Source organism: Methylobacterium sp. FW306-05-D, from assembly GCF_058782155.1.
This window is the reverse complement of sequence record NZ_JBYSXL010000051.1, coordinates 1-18,188: the sequence shown is the minus strand read 5'-3', so window position 1 is coordinate 18,188 and position 18,188 is coordinate 1. Positions and strand designations below refer to the sequence as shown.

The 18,188-nt window shown below is 69.5% G+C and carries 20 protein-coding genes and 1 pseudogene; 14 read left to right on the top strand and 7 right to left on the bottom strand.

The window, feature by feature from the left end; translation table 11 throughout:
* Positions 1-120 precede the first annotated feature (120 nt).
* From glpX to AC3WLN_RS16640, 3 genes and pseudogenes are all read left to right on the top strand, one after another.
* The gene (glpX, locus tag AC3WLN_RS16650) at positions 121-1,107 is read left to right on the top strand and encodes a class II fructose-bisphosphatase (protein WP_492483061.1); all 987 of its coding nucleotides are present in this window, start codon (positions 121-123) and stop codon (positions 1,105-1,107) included.
* A gap of 357 nt (positions 1,108-1,464) precedes the next feature.
* Positions 1,465-3,132 carry a methyl-accepting chemotaxis protein gene (locus AC3WLN_RS16645; protein ID WP_492483059.1) on the top strand — a complete coding sequence of 556 codons (1,668 nt, stop codon included), beginning with the start codon at positions 1,465-1,467 and terminating at the stop codon, positions 3,130-3,132.
* 264 nt (positions 3,133-3,396) lie between these two features.
* Positions 3,397-3,603, top strand: a pseudogene (locus AC3WLN_RS16640) (recombinase family protein); the annotation flags it as partial.
* An 11-nt stretch (positions 3,604-3,614) separates the two neighbouring features.
* Here the strand turns inward: AC3WLN_RS16640 and AC3WLN_RS16635 are convergent.
* On the bottom strand, positions 3,615-3,770 hold the full coding sequence (locus AC3WLN_RS16635) for a hypothetical protein (RefSeq protein ID WP_492483057.1): 156 nt from the start codon (positions 3,768-3,770) through the stop codon (positions 3,615-3,617).
* Positions 3,771-4,503: 733 nt separating this feature from the next.
* Between AC3WLN_RS16635 and AC3WLN_RS16630 the strand changes: the two genes are divergently transcribed.
* Together AC3WLN_RS16630 and AC3WLN_RS16625 are read left to right on the top strand one after the other, a co-directional pair.
* Positions 4,504-5,388, top strand: a complete 885-nt coding sequence (locus AC3WLN_RS16630) for a hypothetical protein (RefSeq protein WP_492483055.1) — start codon at positions 4,504-4,506, stop codon at positions 5,386-5,388.
* Positions 5,389-5,735: 347 nt separating this feature from the next.
* The gene (locus tag AC3WLN_RS16625) at positions 5,736-6,494 is read left to right on the top strand and encodes an SGNH/GDSL hydrolase family protein (RefSeq protein WP_492483053.1); all 759 of its coding nucleotides are present in this window, start codon (positions 5,736-5,738) and stop codon (positions 6,492-6,494) included.
* A gap of 46 nt (positions 6,495-6,540) precedes the next feature.
* On the opposite strand, the gene AC3WLN_RS16620 is transcribed toward AC3WLN_RS16625, so the two are convergent.
* From AC3WLN_RS16620 to AC3WLN_RS16605, 4 genes are all read right to left on the bottom strand, one after another.
* Positions 6,541-7,416, bottom strand: a complete 876-nt coding sequence (locus AC3WLN_RS16620) for a tetratricopeptide repeat protein (RefSeq protein WP_492483051.1) — start codon at positions 7,414-7,416, stop codon at positions 6,541-6,543.
* 261 nt (positions 7,417-7,677) lie between these two features.
* On the bottom strand, positions 7,678-8,787 hold the full coding sequence (locus tag AC3WLN_RS16615) for a 5-(carboxyamino)imidazole ribonucleotide synthase (protein ID WP_492483049.1): 1,110 nt from the start codon (positions 8,785-8,787) through the stop codon (positions 7,678-7,680).
* A gap of 63 nt (positions 8,788-8,850) precedes the next feature.
* On the bottom strand, positions 8,851-9,348 hold the full coding sequence (gene purE / locus AC3WLN_RS16610) for a 5-(carboxyamino)imidazole ribonucleotide mutase (protein WP_492483047.1): 498 nt from the start codon (positions 9,346-9,348) through the stop codon (positions 8,851-8,853).
* Positions 9,349-9,478: 130 nt separating this feature from the next.
* On the bottom strand, positions 9,479-9,697 hold the full coding sequence (locus AC3WLN_RS16605; RefSeq protein ID WP_238281906.1) for a YdcH family protein: 219 nt from the start codon (positions 9,695-9,697) through the stop codon (positions 9,479-9,481).
* 178 nt (positions 9,698-9,875) lie between these two features.
* Here AC3WLN_RS16605 and AC3WLN_RS16600 point away from each other — a divergent pair, with 178 nt between their 5' ends.
* The 6 genes from AC3WLN_RS16600 (at position 9,876) to AC3WLN_RS16575 (ending at position 14,349) form a co-directional block, all read left to right on the top strand.
* Positions 9,876-10,058 carry a YdcH family protein gene (locus AC3WLN_RS16600; RefSeq protein ID WP_492483045.1) on the top strand — a complete coding sequence of 61 codons (183 nt, stop codon included), beginning with the start codon at positions 9,876-9,878 and terminating at the stop codon, positions 10,056-10,058.
* 175 nt (positions 10,059-10,233) lie between these two features.
* A complete protein-coding gene (locus AC3WLN_RS16595; RefSeq protein ID WP_492483043.1) occupies positions 10,234-12,174 on the top strand; it encodes a propionyl-CoA synthetase in 1,941 nt (646 codons plus the stop codon).
* Positions 12,175-12,230: 56 nt separating this feature from the next.
* Complete coding sequence (locus tag AC3WLN_RS16590; protein WP_492483041.1) at positions 12,231-13,349, top strand: NADH:flavin oxidoreductase/NADH oxidase; 1,119 nt, start codon at positions 12,231-12,233, stop codon at positions 13,347-13,349.
* Positions 13,350-13,431: 82 nt separating this feature from the next.
* A complete protein-coding gene (locus AC3WLN_RS16585) occupies positions 13,432-13,791 on the top strand; it encodes a hypothetical protein (protein ID WP_492483039.1) in 360 nt (119 codons plus the stop codon).
* A 64-nt stretch (positions 13,792-13,855) separates the two neighbouring features.
* Positions 13,856-14,023: a hypothetical protein gene (locus AC3WLN_RS16580; RefSeq protein WP_463779310.1), complete on the top strand. Its 168-nt coding sequence runs from the start codon at positions 13,856-13,858 to the stop codon at positions 14,021-14,023.
* Between the two features lie 29 nt (positions 14,024-14,052).
* On the top strand, positions 14,053-14,349 hold the full coding sequence (locus AC3WLN_RS16575) for a hypothetical protein (RefSeq protein ID WP_492483037.1): 297 nt from the start codon (positions 14,053-14,055) through the stop codon (positions 14,347-14,349).
* Between the two features lie 12 nt (positions 14,350-14,361).
* On the opposite strand, the gene AC3WLN_RS16570 is transcribed toward AC3WLN_RS16575, so the two are convergent.
* Complete coding sequence (locus tag AC3WLN_RS16570) at positions 14,362-15,123, bottom strand: phosphodiester glycosidase family protein (RefSeq protein WP_492483035.1); 762 nt, start codon at positions 15,121-15,123, stop codon at positions 14,362-14,364.
* A 253-nt stretch (positions 15,124-15,376) separates the two neighbouring features.
* Here AC3WLN_RS16570 and AC3WLN_RS16565 point away from each other — a divergent pair, with 253 nt between their 5' ends.
* Positions 15,377-15,871 (top strand): hypothetical protein, encoded by a 495-nt coding sequence (locus tag AC3WLN_RS16565; protein WP_492483033.1) that lies wholly within the window; start codon positions 15,377-15,379, stop codon positions 15,869-15,871.
* Between the two features lie 71 nt (positions 15,872-15,942).
* Here AC3WLN_RS16565 and AC3WLN_RS16560 read toward each other — a convergent pair whose 3' ends face one another.
* Positions 15,943-16,341 carry a DUF4174 domain-containing protein gene (locus AC3WLN_RS16560; protein WP_492483032.1) on the bottom strand — a complete coding sequence of 133 codons (399 nt, stop codon included), beginning with the start codon at positions 16,339-16,341 and terminating at the stop codon, positions 15,943-15,945.
* 189 nt (positions 16,342-16,530) lie between these two features.
* Between AC3WLN_RS16560 and curA the strand changes: the two genes are divergently transcribed.
* Positions 16,531-17,547: an NADPH-dependent curcumin/dihydrocurcumin reductase gene (gene curA, locus AC3WLN_RS16555; protein ID WP_492483030.1), complete on the top strand. Its 1,017-nt coding sequence runs from the start codon at positions 16,531-16,533 to the stop codon at positions 17,545-17,547.
* A gap of 208 nt (positions 17,548-17,755) precedes the next feature.
* A partial coding sequence (gene ssb / locus AC3WLN_RS16550) for a single-stranded DNA-binding protein (RefSeq protein ID WP_492483028.1) occupies positions 17,756-18,188 on the top strand: 433 nt, incomplete at its 3' end.

Below are 18,188 nucleotides of genomic sequence, written 5' to 3'. Positions count from 1 at the left end.
GCGAACGAACAAACGGTGGAAGAGCGAAGAAAAGTGCGCGCAACTGGCGAAACTTAATGTCATACGCGCATTTTAGTTCATAAGGAGCGCCCGAGAGAGGCGCGGGGGCGCGAGGCTCACATGTCCGGTGGCAACTTGGAATCACGCGCGCCGGTCGCCCGGTCGCTGACGCTGGAGCTGGCGCGCGTCACCGAGCGCGCGGCCATCGCGGCCGCGCGCCTGCGCGGGCAGGGCCGCGAGAAGGAGGCCGACCAGGCCGCCGTCGACGCGATGCGCCTCGAGCTCAACCTCCTGCCCATCGACGGCACCGTGGTGATCGGGGAGGGCGAGCGCGACAACGCGCCGATGCTCTATATCGGCGAGCGCCTGGGCACCGGCGACGGCCCGAAGGTCGACATCGCCGTCGACCCCCTGGAGGGCACCACCCTCTGCGCCAAGGACATGCCCGGCGCCATCGCGGTGACGGCCCTGGCGGAAGCGGGCTCCCTGCTCGCCGCCCCCGACGTCTACATGCAGAAGATCGCCATCGGCCCGGGCTATCCGGCCGGCCTCGTCGACCTCGACGCCAGCCCGGCCGACAACATCGGCGCGCTCGCCCGGCACAAGGGCGTCGACCCCGCCCAGATCACCGCCATCATCCTCGACCGGCCGCGCCATATGCAACTCGTGGCCGCCGTGCGGGAGACCGGAGCCGGCATCCGCCTGATCTCGGACGGCGACATCGCGGGCATCATCCACACGGCGAACGCCGACGCCACGGGGGCCGACATCTATCTCGGCATCGGCGCGGCCCCCGAGGGCGTCATCGCCGCCGGCGTGCTCCGCTGCATCGGCGGCCACATGCAGGGCCGCCTGATCCTCGACAGCCACGACAAGCGCGAGCGCGCCGCCCGGATGGGCATCCGCGATCCCAACCGGAAATACGAGCTGCACGACATGGCCCGCGGCGACGTCATCGTCCCCGCCACCGGCGTCACCGACGGCGCCCTCCTCAGGGGCGTCCGCTTCCGGCCCGGCCTGATCGAGACCGAGACCGTGGTCTACCGCTCGGCTAGCGGCACGGTCCGGCGCATGCTCTGCGAGCACCGGCTTCTCGGCGACGCCTGAACCCGGGCGGGGCCGGCCCGGAAGACCGGCCGGTCGATCGTAGGCCCATGATCCTCGATTGGGACCCGCCCCGGGGTGGTGCGGCCGCGGCCGCGGCTGGAGAAGGTCCGGGCAACCCTGGTCCGGCATTCGTGATTCCGCTTAACGGTCACCCTGCGTGACGGATCGCAGGACGCGATCAGGTCGGCGGGATGAGCAGTCACGGGAATTCTATCGTCTCCCGACCCCCTTAGCCGGTCAGGAAGAGAAGCAAATTTTCACGTCTGTGGCGGAGTGTTTCCGACGTCGAACAGCGTGTTCACCCCTCGCCCCGAGGGGGATCGGACGGCCCCGACGTTCCCTCCGGCAGGTCACCCCATGCTCACCACGATCAAAGGCCGCCTGTTCACGCTCCTGGGCGTGATGGGCGTTCTCCTCCTTGCCGCTTCGGGCGTCGGCACGCTCGCCCTGTCGGAGAGCCACCGCAGCTTCAGCACGGTGTTCGCGGACCGCATCGTCCCCCTGCGGCAGTTCAGCCTGATCCGCGACGGCTATGACGATCTGCTGGCGACGGCGCGCGACCTGCGCGGCCGCCAGATCGAGTCCGGTCCGGTCCGAACGAAGATCGAGGCGGATCTCGGCAGCGTCCGGACCCAGTGGGCGGCCTACCTGGCGACGTACCTGACCCCGGAGGAGAAGGATCTGGCGGCGGAGATGCAGCGGCGGATCGACCGGAACGATGCGATCGCCGCCGAGATCCTGAGCCGCCTTTCGGCCGGCGGCACGCAGGACTTCGCCCAGACCCACGCGGCGCTGGTCAAGAGCCTGGAGGAGGCCAACGCCGTCCTCGGCAAGCTCACCGCCCTGCAGGTGCGCGAGGCCCAGGCCGAGTTCGAGCGGGCCGAGGCCTCCTCCGGCCGCTCGCGCCTGGCGCTCCTGACCCTGCTCGTCCTGGCCACCGCCGCCATCGGCTTCGGCCTCTACACCGTGCTCGTCCTGATCGTGCGCCCGCTTGCCACCATGACCGGCACCATGGCCCGGCTGGCCGGCGGCGACGTCGCCGCCCGCGTGGACGGCGCGCAGCGCCGCGACGAGGTCGGCGCGATGGCGCGGGCCGTCCAGGTCTTCAAGGACGCGATGATCGCCCGGCGCGAGGCCGAGGCCGCCGCCGCGACCGAGAGCGCCGCGAAGATGCGCCGGGCCGAGATCCTGGATGCCGCGACGCGCGGCTTCCAGGCCCAGGTCTCCCACCTGATTCACGGCCTGTCCTCCGCCGCCACCGAGATGGAGGCCACGGCGCAGGCGATGAGCCGCACCGCCGATCAGACGGCGGGGCAATCCCGGGGCGTCGCCTCGGCCGCCGAGCAGACCTCCGCCAACGTCCAGACCGTGGCGGCCGCGAGCGAGGAGATGGCCGCCTCCATCGGCGAGATCGCCGCCCAGGTCGTGCGCTCGGCGGCGATGGCCGAGCGGGCCTCGGAGAACGCGGCGGCCACGGACGCGATCATCCTCGGCCTCGCCGAGGGCGCCGAGCGGATCGGCACCGTGGTGGGCCTCATCTCAGGGATCGCCGCCCAGACCAACCTGCTGGCGCTCAACGCCACCATCGAGGCGGCCCGAGCCGGCGAGGCGGGACGCGGCTTCGCCGTGGTGGCGGGGGAGGTCAAGGAACTCGCCTCCCAGACCGCCCGGGCCACCGAGGAGATCACGCAGCAGATCCACGCGATCCAGGGCGAGACCCGCCAGGCGGTCGTCTCGATCCGGACCATCGGCTCGACGATCGCGGAGCTGCGCAGCATCGCGGTCGGCGTCGCGGCGGCGATGGAGGAGCAGGGAGCGGCCACCCAGGAGATCGTCCGCAACGTGACCCAGGCGGCCCAGGGCACGCAGTCGGTGACCGTCAGCATCGGCAGCGTCACCCAGGCCGCGGGCGAGACCGGGGCGGCCTCGTCCCAGGTCCTGGCCGCCGCCTCCGAGCTCTCGCGCCAGTCCGAGCAGTTGGGCGCCGAGGTCTCGAACTTCCTCGCCACCGTCCAGGCCGCCTGACCGGGCTTGCCCGCGCCCCGGCTTTCGGGGCTGATGCGGGAGACCGGCACCGGCATCGGGGAGGCGGATGAGCGGCGTGTGGATCAGCGTCGAAGGATGACCCCTCGCACAATTCTGCTTAGGCCATTGCCAAATCGACCGAATTTGCCTGCGAGGTGGGGTCAAGATAGGCGCCGATCCTGACCCCACCCATATCTCGGATCTTGTTGATTTATCGGAGACTTGGCGGGGCTTCGCATAGGGTCATGCTTCCACGCCGATCCACAAGAAATGATGCTCGAAAGGCAGCGCGAGGGCATCGCCAAAGCCAAGGGCGAGGGCCGATACAAGGGTCGGAAGCCAACGGCACGCGCCAAGACGGCTGAAATCAAAGCTTTAGCCGCTGAAGGGCTGTCGATGGCCGCTATCGCCAGCAAGCTCGGGATCGGGAAGGGCTCCGTCCATCGCGCTTTGACCACCGAACCGGTCTGAGGCACCGACGATTACCAAAGGCCATAGAAGCGGCCCAGCGTCATCAGGCTGAACATGCCGATGGTGGCTTTGATGGCGAAGTGTCCGTCCGCGCGTGCTTCGAAGAGGCCGAACAGGAACCGGATGTAGAGGCCCGACTGAGGTCGTTGGGTGTGCTTGCCAGACATGATGTACCTTGCCGTTCAGGCATAAAAAAAGCCCCAGGCCAGAGGCACAGGGGCGGGGATCGTCACGTAGTTGCGACAGACTCGGATACGTTATCGCTTCAGGGGCGAGTGCGCAGTGATCAGGATTTCAGGAAGTGCAAACGGTGCAACACGCCAAAGGCGCACGTGTTGGGCTCGCGACAGGTCAAGGGATACTTGGAGTTTTCGGGAAAGCAAAGGGGGAGTTCATCTCCAACCCACAACGATTTCGCGATGATACACTTTGGACACGTTTCAGCCGTCGGGTAAAGCTTTTACTACTACCCGCCGAGACGACGTTGAGCTTCTGAGCGCCACCGGTCTCGATCCCGCTCAACCTCGACAAGGCGCCCCGAAGCGTCTCAATCTCGGCATTAAGCTCGCCGGCATCGACTGCTAGTTCGACACACTGATCTTGAACCTCTGCAAGGACCTAGCGAAGCTCGGCATTCTCGATCACCACTGCCAGGAACTCGGCACTGCGCTGTTCGGTATCGATCATTCCGCCTCCCGTGCCGCATAACGTGAGGGCTGCGTCGTCTATCTCACGTCCCAAAGCACTTCCAGCACAAACAAGTTGAGGTTGGATCAAAGCTGCGACACCCCGTTAACCGCCGTCACAGATGACGCCCCTTTCTCGATCTATTAGCATGTCACATCTATGAATAGTAATGTATGCCAGATAAACTAGATGAAATACCTATAAGATATAAATTTGAAAGTAACCAATCAAGTTAAGGTGTTTACAGAAATGTTCAATGTAATCATGCGACACTATGACTGGAACGACCCTACCGGATCGATAGAACTCAGTCGAATGTTTTTATATACCGATCCTAATATTGCGTCTGATTTTACGAATGTAAGACTTCCGGCGCTAGATCGTCTCATGAGCCTTCCATGCTTATTTATTCCCGAGGGTACTCAGGAGGAAGTTTGCCGAGTTGGCTCCGTAACTTCTGCAAAAATCAAAAACACGAAAGTAATATTTGAGTATAGACTCGATCCCGACGTGCCTCCGATGCAGAACTCATTTTTGTTCGCGCGGAAGGGCAAACTTGAGATGGATCAGCACAAGCACAACTTTGATTGGAGCACCAATCATTGGGCAGTAAAGGATGTAGACTTATACCGTTTTATTCTCGGAACCGTAAACCCTCGTCGCCAGAAGCCTTCAGTATTCACTATACCAGATCACGAAAAAATAAACGAGCAACTAGTTTCAGTAATGATGCCTTTTGATGCAGGGTTTGGACCTGTTTATAGCGCCATTCAGGATGCCGCTGTTGCTTGTGATCTTATAACTCGACGTGCCGATGAGATATGGGAAGCGCCGGGCATCATCCAGGATGTTGTGAGTTTAATCGATAGAGCTTGCATCGTTATATGTGATCTAACAGGCAGAAATCCTAACGTCTTTTATGAAGCCGGGATCGCCCATACGCTTGGTCGAGAAGTCATTATTATCACGCAGAGCGAACATGATGTTCCATTCGATCTTCGACATCTTCGCTATATTCGCTACCTCAATAACAACGAGGGCCTTAGTGCTCTAACTCAGAAGTTGCAATCAAGGATAAAAACTACCTTAGGTGAATAGTGTATTGGTTGAAATGCTTCGTTCGCCAGAGAATTTTGAGTTGAAAATGCTAGCTTGATAAGCACCCATACAAGCTTTCGCTGCTTGGGTAGCTTGAGCATATGAAAACGCTTGCCATTCTCTCTCAGAAGGGAGGCACCGGGAAAACCACCCTCGCGCTTCGCCTAGCTGTTGCCGCCTGTGGATCAGCGTCGAAGGATGACCCCTCCCACAATTCTGCTTAGGCCATTGCCAAATCGACCGAATTTGCCTGCGAGGTGGGGTCAAGATAGGCGCCGATCCTGACCCCACCCATATCTCGGATCTTGTTGATTTATCAGAGACTTGGCGGGGCTTCGCATAGGGTCATGCTTCCACGCCGATCCACAGGCGGCGCGCGCGACGGACGGACCGAGCCCTGGACCCGGCGGCGCCTGATCGCCGTCGGCGTCGGGGCCGCGGCCTTGGGCGCCGTCGCGCTCGGGACCGGATTCGGGCCGCCCGAGGCGGCGCGGCGGAACCGGGAGATCGCCGACGCGCACCTCGCCGCGCGGCTGCCGGCGATCCGGGCGGCGCTGGCGGCGGCGCGGCCGGGCTTCCTGTTCCTGGCGGGCAACTCGCATGCCGAGCTTCTGGGGAACGCCCTGGCGGGGCGACCGGGCGTGGTCAATGGCGGGATCGGCGGCGCCTCCGCCCGCCGCTATGCCGGCGCGGTCGAGGGGCTGGCGTTTCCGGTCCGGGCCGGAACGGCGGTGCTGTTCGTGGGCACAAACGACATCCTGCGCCGGGCCGACCCCCTCTCGGCCCGCACCCGCGACGGGTTCGAGGTGGCGACCGCGCGCATTCTCGGATGGCTCACGGCGAATGCCGACAGGGTCCTGGTCGCCGCCGTGCCGCCGCTCGGGCCGGAGGCGCAGGCCGAGCGCGATCCGGCGGCGGTGGAGGCCTACACGGCGGTGCTGAGGGATGTGTGCGCGCGCAGCGGCTGCCGGGTCTTCGATCCGTTCGCGGCCCTGCGCGACGGGGGGCCGGGCCTCACCACCGGGGCGACGCCCGACGGCGTGCACCTGCGCGACTACGAGGCCCTGGCGGTCGCCCTGGCGCCGGATCTCCGCGCGCCGGATTGAGGCCAGCCGCGGGGCGGGGACGCGACGGCGTCCCGCCCCGGTCCGGTCAGTTGAAGAGCGAGCCGACGCCGCCCTGGACGCGGCCGAGGCCCTGCTTGGCGACCGGGTTGCCGGGCTCGATCTGCGCGGCGCGCTGGTAGCTCTCCACCGCCTCCTTCTTGCGGTTGGACTTCTCGTAGGCGAGGCCGCGATAGGCCCAGGAGGTGGCGTCCTTGTTGTTGACGTTGAGGGCCGCGTTGTAGTCCTCGATCGCCTTGTCGTACTGGTTGGTGGCGATCAGGCTCTGGCCGCGGGCGGCGTAGGGCGCCGCCACGAAGGGGTTGCGGTCGATGGCGGCGTCGAAATCCGCGATGGCCTGGGTGTTCTGGCCCTGCTTCTGCCGGACGAGGCCGCGGGCGTGATAGGCCTCGGCCGATTCCGGCGCCAGGCGGATCGCCTGGTTGAGGTCGGCGGTGGCGCCCTCGAGGTCGCCCTGGGCGCGCAGCACGTTGGCGCGGCCGATATAGGCCGGGGCGTAGTTCGGGTCGGCGGCGATGGACTTCGAGAAATCCTGCAGCGCGGCGTCGTTGCGGCCGATCTGGCGGTTGGCGAGCGCGCGGTTGTTGTAGGCGGAGGCCGAGTTCGGGTCGATCTGCACCGCCTTGGTGAAGTCGCCGATGGCGTCGTTGAACTGGCCGGCCCGGGCATAGGCTGCCCCGCGGGTGACGTAGGCCGCCGCGTCGTTGGGATTGCGCTGGATCACTTCGCTGAGCGAGGCGATGTTGACCGTGGTGGCGCCGGTCTGGTCCGATTCGAGCACGGCGAACTGGCGCGACGCGGTGGCGCCGCCGCCATAGGTCTCGCAACCGGCCAGGGCGGCCGCCACGAGCGCCGTGGCCCCGATCAGCCCCGCCTTCGATGCCCGCAGCTTCAAAACCGTCATGGTCCTCGCTCCCCCCGGCGTCGCGCGCGACGCCGCCCCTCGATCGATTGCGTCCCGTGCCGGCGCCCGCCTGGGCGGGTCCGGTCGCGCCGGCACCATCCCGCATCGCGGTGAATGCGCGCTTAAAATCGGCGACGGGTTCCGCTCAAGCGGTTGGATGTGGCGAAGGTATGGCCCGCCGCGCGCACGGGCCCGAAACGGCCGGCGCGGCGGTCGGTTGCCGGGCCCCTGTCGCAATCGGGCCGCGGTTCGGAGGCCCCGTCAGGGCTTCGGCAGCAGCCGGGTGACGTGGCCCATCTTGCGGCCGGGCCGGGCCTCGCCCTTGCCGTAGAGGTGGAGCTGCGCCCCCGGCCGGGCGAGGATCGCGGCCCAGTCGTCGACCTCGCCGCCGATGAGATTGTGCATCTCCACCGCCATGCCGCCGACCCGGGACGCGTCGCCCAGCGGCCAGCCGCAGACCGCCCGGACATGCTGGGCGAATTGCGAGGTGGTCGCGCCCTCGATGGTCCAGTGGCCGGAATTGTGGACGCGCGGCGCGATCTCGTTGACCACGACCCGGGCGGGGCCGTCCGCCTGCGGCACCAGGAACATCTCGACGGCGAGCACGCCGACATAGTCCAGCGCCTCGGCGATGCGGCGGGCGATGCCGATGGCGGCGGCCTCGGTCTGCGGCGCGATGCCGGGGGCGGGGACGCGGGTGACGGCGAGGATGTGGTCGCGGTGCTCGTTGGCGCAGGGCTCGTAGGCCGCGAAGGCGCCGTCGGCTCCGCGGGCGGCCACCACCGACATCTCGGCCTCGAACGGCACGAACCCTTCGAGGATGCAGGGCGCGCCGTTGAACTCCGCCAGAATCGCGGCGGGATCGCCCGGGTCCTCCGCGCGGATCATGCGCTGGCCCTTGCCGTCGTAGCCGAAGCGCCGGGTCTTCAGCACCGCCGGGCGGCCGATCTCGGCGAGCGCCCGGGCGAGGTCCTCGGCCGTGTCGACGGCGCGGAAGGGCGCGGTCTCGATGCCGAGGCCGTTGACGAAGCGCTTCTCGGTCAGCCGGTCCTGGGTCGTGGCGAGCGCCGCGGCGTTCGGGTGCAGGGGCGCCTTCGCGGCCAGGGCCTCGGCGGCCTCGGCCGGGATGTTCTCGAACTCGTAGGTGACCACGTCGACGCGCGCCGCGAAGCGCGCCAGGGCCTCGAGGTCGTCGTAGGCCGCGATCGTGGCCTCGGCCGAGACGTCGAAGGCCGGGCTGTCGGCGTCCGGGGCGAAGACGTGGACCCGCAGGCCGTAACTCGCGGCCGCGAGGGCGATCATGCGGCCGAGCTGGCCGCCGCCCACGATGCCGAGGGTCGCGCCGGGACGGAGGTCGGGGAGGGCGGTCACGGTGCTTCGCTTTTCACGACGGATCGGGTTTCAAGGGAGATCGCTCTTCAGGCAAGACCGCACTTACGGAAGATCGTTCTGGGGGGTCTCGGCGACGCTCGCGGTCTGCGCGGTGCGCCAGGCCTCGAGCCGCGCCGCGAGGGCCGGATCGGTGAGGGCGAGGATGGCGGCGGCCAGCAGCGCGGCGTTGACGGCGCCCGCCCGGCCGATGGCCAGGGTGCCCACCGGGATGCCGGCCGGCATCTGCACGATGGAGAGCAGGCTGTCCTGGCCCGACAGGGCCTTCGATTCCACCGGCACGCCGAGGACGGGGAGGGGGGTCATCGCCGCCGTCATGCCGGGGAGGTGGGCGGCGCCCCCGGCCCCCGCGATCACCACCCGGAATCCCTCCGCCTTGGCGCCCTTGGCGAAGGCCACGAGGCGGTCGGGCGTGCGATGGGCCGAGACGATGCGGTCGTCATGGGCGACGCCGAGCGCATCCAGCGTCTCGGCGGCATGCCGCATGGTCGCCCAGTCCGACTGGCTGCCCATGATGATCGCGACCGGGGAGGCTCCCGCCATGGTCGTCAGATCCCTTCGCGATCATGTGTTAGGACGGGCCGTGCGACGCGCCGCGGCCCTGAGGAACGCCGAATACAAAAGCGGTGGCCCGCCCGCAAGGCGTGCCCCCGGCCGTGCCCCGGCCGCCCGGTCAGGCGATGATGTCGGGGGTGATCTGGTCCTCGAGATACGAGATCCGGTCGCGCAGGGAGAGCTTGCGCTTCTTCAGGCGCTGGATCTGCAGCTGGTCGGCCACCACCCCGAGCTCCAGGGCGTCGATGGCGCCGTCGAGGTCGCGATGTTCCTGCTTCAGCCGCGCCAATTCGTCGGCCGGCTCCACCGATGCATCGTTGTCGAACTGGACCGCCATCGCACCTGATGTCCCGGGACGCCTTCGCGGCCGACCATGCGACAGCCGCTCGGCCTGGGCAAGAACCCGCCGCGCCTCCTGCACAAACATCCGTCAAGCCTGACCGTCGATAGGCTTCGACAGCCGGCTGATCATATGTCAGTCTTGCCCCGTCGAAACGAGACAGGAGACACAGCTCATGTCACTGCAGACGCACCTCACCCAGCTCGCCCGCAAGCACGAAGCCCTCGAGCGGGAAATCCACGACGCCACCCTCCGCCCCTCGGCGAACGATCTGCGAATCGCAGAACTCAAGAGACGCAAGCTCCACCTCAAGGACGAGATGAACCGCCTGCGAACCGAATCCGACCAGCTGCATTAGCGGCCGTTCCGGCCCCACCGTATCGTCTTGAGAGCGTTCGCCGCCGCCGCTGGGTCTCCAGGGCGGCGGTTTTCGTTCGGCACCGGCCCCGGCAGGATGGCGCAGCAGTCCGGCGGCGGAAATTCCGGTAGAGTGCGCAGAAACCGGCAGCACGACCGGTCCCGCAGGATACGCCATGGACGCCACGCCCCCAGCCCCGACTCCGCTTCCCGACCGCTACGCCGAGGTCCACGCGGCCTCCCTGCGCGACCCGGAGGCGTTCTGGCTCGCGGCGGCCCGGGCGATCGACTGGGCGCGCCCGCCGACCCGCGCCTTCGACGGATCGGCCGGCACCTATGGCCGCTGGTTCCCCGACGCCACCCTGAACGCCTGCCACAACGCCGTGGACCGGCATGCCGAGGGCGGCCGCGCGGACCAGGCCGCAATCCTGTACGATTCGCCCGTCACCGGCACGAAGCGGCGAATCACCTACGGGGAGCTGCGCGATTCGGTGGCCGTGCTCGCCGGGGTGCTCCGCGACCTCGGCGTCGGCCGGGGCGACCGGGTCGTGATCTACATGCCGATGGTGCCCGAGGCCCTGTTCGGCATGCTCGCCTGTGCCCGGCTCGGCGCGGTCCATTCCGTGGTGTTCGGCGGCTTCGCCGCCAACGAGCTGGCGATCCGCATCGCGGACGCCGCCCCGAAGGTGGTGCTCGCCGCCTCCTGCGGCATCGAGCCGAACCGCGTCGTGGCCTACAAGCCGCTCCTCGACGCCGCGATCGCGGCCTCCCCGCACAAGCCGGCGGCCTGCCTGATCCTGCAGCGCCCGCAGGCCGCGGCCGAGCTCGTGCCGGTGCGCGACCACGACTGGGCCGACACGGTGGCGCGGGCGGCCGCCGAGGGCCGACGGGCCGACTGCGTGAGCGTGGCGGCCACCGATCCGCTCTACATCCTCTACACCTCGGGCACGACGGGCAAACCCAAGGGCGTGGTGCGCGACACCGGCGGCTACTGCGTCGCGCTCGCCTGGTCGATGCCCAACCTCTACGACGTGGCGCCGGGCGAGACCTATTTCTGCGCCTCCGACATCGGCTGGGTGGTGGGCCATTCCTACATCGTCTACGCGCCGCTCCTGCACGGCTGCACCACGGTGCTGTACGAGGGCAAGCCGGTGGGCACGCCCGATGCCGGGGCGCTCTGGCGGGTGGTCTCGGAAACCGGCGCCGCCTGCCTGTTCACGGCGCCCACGGCGCTCCGTGCCATCAAGAAGGAGGACCCGCGGGCCGAGCGGGTCGGCGCCCACGACCTCTCGGGCTTCCGCGCCCTGTTCCTGGCCGGCGAGCGGGCCGATCCCGATTCGGTGGCCTGGGCCGAGCGGGCCCTCGGCCGCCCGGTCATCGACCATTGGTGGCAGACCGAGACCGGCTGGGCCATCGCGGGCAATCCGGTCGGCCTCGGCCCGCTGCCGGTCAAGCACGGCAGCGCCTGCGTGCCGATGCCGGGCTACGACCTCGCCGTGCTCGACGAGGCCGGCAAGCCGGTGCCCGCCGGCACGATGGGCACCATCGCCCTGCGGCTGCCCCTGCCGCCGGGTTGCCTGCCGACCCTCTGGGGCTCGGAGGACCGCTTCCGGTCGAGCTACCTCGCCACCTATCCGGGCTGGTACGACACCTCGGATGCCGGCCTCGTCGACGCCGACGGCTACGTCACCGTGCTCGGCCGCACCGACGACATCATCAACGTGGCCGGGCACCGGCTCTCCACCGGCGGCATGGAAGCGGTGCTGGCGAGCCACCCGGACGTGGCCGAATGCGCGGTCATCGGCATCCGCGACGCCCTGAAAGGCGAGCAGCCCTGCGGCTTCGTGGTGCTGAAATCGGGGGTGGAGCGCCCGACCCAGGCGATCGAGTGCGAGCTCGTGGCCCTGGTCCGCGAGCAGATCGGCCCCGTGGCGGCCTTCAAGCTGGCGCTGACCGTGCAGCGCCTGCCCAAGACCCGGTCGGGCAAGATCCTGCGCGGGACCATGAAGCGCATCGCCGACGGCGAGCCCTGGACCACCCCGCCCACCATCGACGATGCCGGCGTCCTCGACGAGATCGGCGCCAGCCTGAAGGGGCGGGGGATCGGGGCCGGGTAGCCAAGCGCCACCGGACACGCCACGTATGCGGGACGACCGCCAAGCCGGAGCCCCGCATGACCGCCCGCCTGTTCGAGCCCCTGCGCCTCGACGACCTCACCCTGGAGAACCGGATCATCGTCGCGCCGATGTGCCAGTACTCCGCTCATGCGGGCCAGGCCGGCGACTGGCACCTCATGCATCTCGGGCAGATGGCGATGTCGGGGGCGGGGCTCCTGACCCTGGAGGCCACCGCGATCTCGCCGGAGGCGCGGATCTCGCCCACCGACCTCGGCCTCTACTCGGACGAGACCGAGCGGGCGCTGGGCCGGGTCCTCGACGCGGTGCGGGCCTACGCGCCGGTGCCGATCGCGATCCAGATCAACCATGCGGGCCGGAAGGCCTCGAGCCGCGCCCCCTGGGACGGCGGCGCCCAGATCGACCCGGAGGCACCGGACGGCTGGCGCACGGAGGCGCCCTCGGCCCTGGCGCACGGGGAAGGGGAGGTCGCACCCCACGCCCTCGACTCGGAGGGGCTGAAGCGCATCCGCGACGGCTTCGTCGCCACCGCGCGCCGGGCGCTCGCACTGGGCATCGACGGGTTCGAGCTGCACGGCGCGCACGGCTACCTGCTGCACCAGTTCCTCTCCCCCCTCTCCAATCAGCGCACCGACCAGTATGGCGGCAGCCTCGCCAACCGGATGCGCTTCCCGCTCGAATGCTTCGAGGCGGTGCGGGAGGCCGTGCCGGCGGGCAAGCCGGTCTGGATGCGGGTCTCGGCCACCGACTGGGTCGAGGGGGGCTGGACCCTGGAGGAGACGGTGGAACTCGCCCATGCCCTGAAGCGCCGGGGCGCGGCCGCGATCCACGTCTCCACCGGCGGCCTCTCCACCCGGCAGACGATCCCGCTCTCGCCCGGCTACCAGGTGCCGTTCGCCGAGCGGATCAAGGCCGAGACCGGGCTCACCACCATCGCGGTCGGTCTCATCACCGAGGCCGCCCACGCGGAATCGATCCTGGCCCAGGGTCAGGCCGACGCGGTCTCCCTGGCCCGCGCCCTCCTGTACAACCCGCGCTGGCCCTGGCACGCGGCGGCCGAGCTCGGCGCGCAGGTGCGCGCGCCGCGCCAGTACTGGCGTTCGCAGCCGCGCCAGTTCAAGGACCTCTTCGCCGACACCCGGCACGGGCAGCGCTGAGGGGGCCCGACGCAGCCGGGCACCGACCGCCTCCCATCAGAGACACCCCGCCGCGGCGGGCGCGACGCGAGAGACACGCAGCATGGACGACGACGACGTCACGACCTTCGCGGTGGAGCGGGTCCGCCTCGACATCGAGAACGGCATCACCCTGATCTCGGGGGCCGACGACGAGGAGGAGCCGGCCGGCTACTTCATCATCCAGATCGAGAAGGGCGATCCCGACGGACCGCTGATCGAGGTCTTCGGCGAGGACCTGACCCAGTCGGACGGCGTCACCCGGCTCGAACTCGGCCTGCGCCACCTGCAGTTCGCCTTCGACCCCGGCAGCACCATCGGGTCCGAGATGCCCTCGGTGCGGATCGAGTCGCGCACCGAGATCCCCGAGGGCGTGCGCGCCCGCCTGTCCGTGGCCTTCGGCAAGCGGGCGAAGCGGGCGTGACGACCGGAGGCCCCCGCGCGGCGCGGGCCCGACACCGACCATCGGCGAGGCGAGGAGGCAATCCGTGGGAATCAAGGTCGGCGACTTCGTCGCTTCCGACGACAACGAGGCCACCATGACGGTGGTGGCCCTGGAGGGGGACCGGGCGCTCTGCCGCTGGTTCGTCGACGGCGACGTCGACGGCGACGAGCAGGAAGCCTGGATCGACCTGGCGGCGCTGACCGTTCTGTAGACGGGGCCGCGCACGGAGCCGGAGGGGACATGTCCGAGATCGAGGAGAAGCGGCGCGAGATCGCCGCGCTGATCGCGCTGGAACTCGGCCTCGGCGACCTCGAGGCGCTGAGCGCGGCCGACCGGGCGGTCGTGGACCGGCAGACCGACGAGACCATCGCGGGCTGCGCTGCGAACAGCCCGGAGCCCGCCGACTGCACCGAGGCCAATATCCGCCTGCGCGGCCTGCTCCAGCAGTACCAGGCCCTGCAGATCCTCCGGAGCGACGAGGCCGACGCGCAGCTGGCGGCGGAGGGCGAGGTCTTCGGCCGCGAGGACGATGCCTGAGCGCCCGCGCCCTCAGCGCGCCACCGCCCCGACCATCGGGCCGAGGGGCCGGCTGAGGTCCGAGCGGTTCATCGACGGGGCGTAGAGGCTCGACACGCTGCCGTCGAGGAAGAGCGCGTTGCGGCAGCCGAGGGTGTCCTTGAACAGGCGCGCGAAGGCGCCGAAGCTGACCGGGCGCTCGGAGATCGCGAACACGGCGGTGCGGCCGTCGTCGCGGACTCCGACGCCGTTGCGGATCTTCTGGCTCGGGCCGTCGGCGGAGATCTTGGGGTGGATGTGCCCGTCCACCACCAGCATCGGCCCCGACTGGGTGGCGAAGTCCGGCTTCGGGGCGCTGCGCAGGTAGCGCCCGGTCTCCATCACGCCGGCGCGCTCGCCCTTCACCCAGAAGATGCCGTTGGGCTTGAGGTGGAAGTTGCCCGGCCCGTTGGCGGTGGAGACGCCCTTCAGCTCGCGCCCGTCCTCGATGTAGAGCCCGACCGGGGCTTGGCCCTTGTCGTACATGCCGGCGTTCATGGCGAAGCGCAGGGCGGAGCCCTGCTTCTCGGCGAGAGACGAGAGGGAGGAGTAGGGCAGGCCGTCGGCGCCCAGCCAGAACAGGCGCACCCGCTCGCGGCGCAGGTCGACGGTGCAGACCGTGTAGGCCTCTCCCTCCGCCTGGACGGCGCGGCAGGGGGCAGGGGCGGGCGCCGCCGGCGCGGCCACCGCCGTTCCGGCGAGGGCGAGGGCGAGACAGGCGGCGCGCAGGAGGGCGGGGACCGGAGAACGGCTCACGCCTGGGCGAGCCCGCACGACATCCTGCACCATGATCACCCGCATCGCCCTCGACCGCGCCCGCCGGAGGATCGTGGCGGCCGGCCCCGCTTCCTCGCCCGAAACCCCGGGGGATTTCAAGGGCGGGCACCGCCCGGGGCCGGGCGCGCGGCGCTTCACGATGACGGGAGACGCAAAACGCACATGAACCCTTCCGGGTACCAAGGCGTTCAGCGTTCGAGGGGACGTTTCGGCTTCTTTCGGAGACGATGTGATGAAACGAGTTGTTCTGGCCTCCGTGGCCATGATCGGCGCGCTCGCGACGATTCCCGCCACCGCGGAAGCCCGCGGCGGCTTCGGCGGCGGCGGATTCCACGGTGGTGGGTTCCACGGCGGCGGCTTCGGCGGCGGCGGATTCCGGGGCGGCTTCGGCGGCGGCGGATTCCGACATGCCGGGTTCGGCGGATACCGCGGCGGCTTCGGTGGCTATCGCGGCGGCTTCGGTGGCTACCGCGGCGGATATTACGGCCGTGGCTACGGGCGCGGCTACGGTTACGGCCTCGGCGGCCTGGGTCTCGGCGTCGGCCTCGGCCTGGCGGCGGGCGGCCTCTACGGCGCCTACGGCCCGGGTTACGGATACGGCTACGGCTATGCCCCGGTCGGCTACGGCGCCTACGATTACGGCTACGGCGGCGGCTGCTACACGGTCCCGCGCGTGCGCTGGACGCCCTACGGCTACCGCCGGGTGCTGGTCGAGCGCTGCTACTGATCGGATCGACCGATCCGGTTTCGAGGGGCCGCCGCGCGCGGCCCCTTTTTCGTTGGCCCCTGTCCGGGGCCTCAGCGGCGGCGCTCGTCCCGGCGCATCGGCATCGCGTCGATGGTCTCGAACAGGGCCCGCGCGGGGATCGGCGCGGTCTCGGTGCGCTTGGCCTCGCCGTCCTTGCCCACCAGCACCACGCGAAAGCCGTCCGCGGGCAGGCCGAGGGTCGCGCGCAGGCGCCGCGCCTCCGGCGCGTCGCCGAAGGCCTCTCGGACGACGAGGTCGCGCTCCGTCAGACCGGCGCGGGCCCGATCGAGCTCGGCGCGCTGGGCCGCCACCCGCGGGTCGCCGCGCTCGGGCGCGGAGATCACCAGCACCCGCGACGTCCAGCGGTCGCGCGCGAGCGGGTTCTCCGCCGCCTGGGCTCCGGTGACGCCGAGCAGCATCGCCCCGAGCATCCGCCATCCGCGTGCCATCCTCCGAACCTCCCCGATCGTCTGCCTCCCGGGACAACGCCCGAGGGGGCGCGCCGGACCCGTCGCCGGGCCCGCGCGGAATTGTCATCGCCCGCCGCCGTCCCATCTGTCGGGGATCTCCCGACCGGGTCCGTCCGCCGCGCGCCCGTCGCACGGCGGGAAACCCGCCGCGAAACCCCGGAGCCGCCCATGACCCACGTGAACCGCCGCATCGTCCTCGCCGCCCGTCCGCACGGCGAGCCGAACGCCTCGCATTTCCGGCTGGAGGAGGCGCGGATGCCGGTGGCGAAGGCGGGCGAGGTGCTGCTCGCCAACCGCTACCTCTCCCTCGACCCCTACATGCGCGGGCGCATGAGCGCGGCGAAATCCTATGCCGAGCCGGTGGCGATCGGCGACACCATGGTGGGCGCCACCGTGGCGGAGGTGGTCGAGTCCCACCATCCCGACTTTCAGGCCGGCGAGACCGTGGTGGGCTTCGGTGGCTGGCAGGATTTCGCGGTCTCCGACGGCCGCGGCCTGCGCCGCCTCGACCCGGAGGCGGCACCCGTGACCACCGCCCTCGGCATCCTCGGCATGCCGGGCATGACGGCCTATACGGGCCTTCTCAACATCGGCCAGCCCAAGGCCGGCGAGACCGTGGTGGTGGCCGCCGCCACCGGGCCGGTCGGCTCCCTCGTGGGCCAGATCGCCAAGCGCAAGGGCGCCCGGGCGGTGGGTATCGCGGGCGGCCCGGAGAAATGCGCCTACCTGCGCGACAGCCTCGGCTTCGACGCGGCCATCGACCACCGCGCTGAGGACTTTCCGGACGCGCTCGCGGCCGCCTGCCCGGACGGGATCGACGTCTATTTCGAGAATGTCGGCGGCGCGGTCTTCGACGCGGTGCTGCCGCTCCTCAACAACTTCGCCCGCATCCCGGTCTGCGGCCTGGTCTCCGGCTACAACGCCACCGAGCTGCCGCCCGGCCCCGACCGGGTGCCGGTGCTGATGCGGGCGATCCTGTCGAAGCGCCTGCATGTCCAGGGCTTCATCGTCTGGGACTTCGCCGCCCAGGAGGCGGAGTTCCTGCGCGAGGTCGGGGGATGGCTGCGCGAGGGCCTCGTGGTCCATCGCGAGGACGTCGTGGACGGTCTGGAGAACGCGCCGGAGGCCTTCGCGGGCCTGCTCCGGGGCCGCAATTTCGGCAAGCTCATCGTCCGCATCCGCTGAGCCAGTAACGGGGCGCCTCCCCCGAGGCACCTTGCTCCCGGACCGGAACAAAGATAGAACATGTGAGTCGCCGCGACTCCCTGAGAGTCACGGGGACAGCCCGCCGACCGCGATTGCCGCCGGGGCCCTGGAGGCCCATGACAGGGCGGCGTCCCGGTCGTTTCGGGGCGGCAGCGCGCAGTGAGATCGATCGGTAGGAGAGAGCGGCATGGCCGGCAGCGTGAACAAGGTGATCCTGGTGGGCAATCTCGGGCGCGATCCCGAGACACGGCGCCTCGCCTCCGGGGATCCCGTGGTCAACCTGCGCATCGCCACATCGGAGTCCTGGAAGGACAAGATGTCGGGCGAGCGCAAGGAGAAGACCGAGTGGCACTCGGTGGTGATCTACAACGAGAACCTCGCCCGCGTGGCGGAGCAGTACCTGCGCAAGGGCTCGAAGGTCTATATCGAGGGCCAGCTCCAGACCCGCAAATGGGCGGACCAGTCCGGCGTCGAGAAGTACACCACCGAGGTGGTGCTCCAGCGCTTCCGCGGCGAGCTGACCCTGCTCGACGGCCGCAGCGGCGGCGGTGAGATGGGCATGGACGAGGAAGGCGGCGGCCAGATCAGCCGGGGCGGCGATTTCGGCGGCGGTGGGGGCG

What these genes read in the sequence shown, in the direction of transcription:
- AC3WLN_RS16590 (WP_492483041.1), top strand. Translation starts at nt 12,231, where the DNA reads ATGACCGCCCGCCTGTTCGAGCCCCTGCGCCTCGACGACCTCACCCTG.
- AC3WLN_RS16585 (WP_492483039.1), top strand. Translation starts at nt 13,432, where the DNA reads ATGGACGACGACGACGTCACGACCTTCGCGGTGGAGCGGGTCCGCCTC.
- AC3WLN_RS16645 (WP_492483059.1), top strand. Translation starts at nt 1,465, where the DNA reads ATGCTCACCACGATCAAAGGCCGCCTGTTCACGCTCCTGGGCGTGATG.
- AC3WLN_RS16575 (WP_492483037.1), top strand. Translation starts at nt 14,053, where the DNA reads ATGTCCGAGATCGAGGAGAAGCGGCGCGAGATCGCCGCGCTGATCGCG.
- AC3WLN_RS16595 (WP_492483043.1), top strand. Translation starts at nt 10,234, where the DNA reads ATGGACGCCACGCCCCCAGCCCCGACTCCGCTTCCCGACCGCTACGCC.
- AC3WLN_RS16605 (WP_238281906.1), bottom strand. Translation starts at nt 9,697, where the DNA reads ATGGCGGTCCAGTTCGACAACGATGCATCGGTGGAGCCGGCCGACGAA.
- AC3WLN_RS16620 (WP_492483051.1), bottom strand. Translation starts at nt 7,416, where the DNA reads ATGACGGTTTTGAAGCTGCGGGCATCGAAGGCGGGGCTGATCGGGGCC.
- curA (WP_492483030.1), top strand. Translation starts at nt 16,531, where the DNA reads ATGACCCACGTGAACCGCCGCATCGTCCTCGCCGCCCGTCCGCACGGC.
- purE (WP_492483047.1), bottom strand. Translation starts at nt 9,348, where the DNA reads ATGGCGGGAGCCTCCCCGGTCGCGATCATCATGGGCAGCCAGTCGGAC.
- AC3WLN_RS16600 (WP_492483045.1), top strand. Translation starts at nt 9,876, where the DNA reads ATGTCACTGCAGACGCACCTCACCCAGCTCGCCCGCAAGCACGAAGCC.
- AC3WLN_RS16625 (WP_492483053.1), top strand. Translation starts at nt 5,736, where the DNA reads ATGCTTCCACGCCGATCCACAGGCGGCGCGCGCGACGGACGGACCGAG.
- AC3WLN_RS16560 (WP_492483032.1), bottom strand. Translation starts at nt 16,341, where the DNA reads ATGGCACGCGGATGGCGGATGCTCGGGGCGATGCTGCTCGGCGTCACC.
- glpX (WP_492483061.1), top strand. Translation starts at nt 121, where the DNA reads ATGTCCGGTGGCAACTTGGAATCACGCGCGCCGGTCGCCCGGTCGCTG.
- AC3WLN_RS16635 (WP_492483057.1), bottom strand. Translation starts at nt 3,770, where the DNA reads ATGTCTGGCAAGCACACCCAACGACCTCAGTCGGGCCTCTACATCCGG.
- AC3WLN_RS16565 (WP_492483033.1), top strand. Translation starts at nt 15,377, where the DNA reads ATGAAACGAGTTGTTCTGGCCTCCGTGGCCATGATCGGCGCGCTCGCG.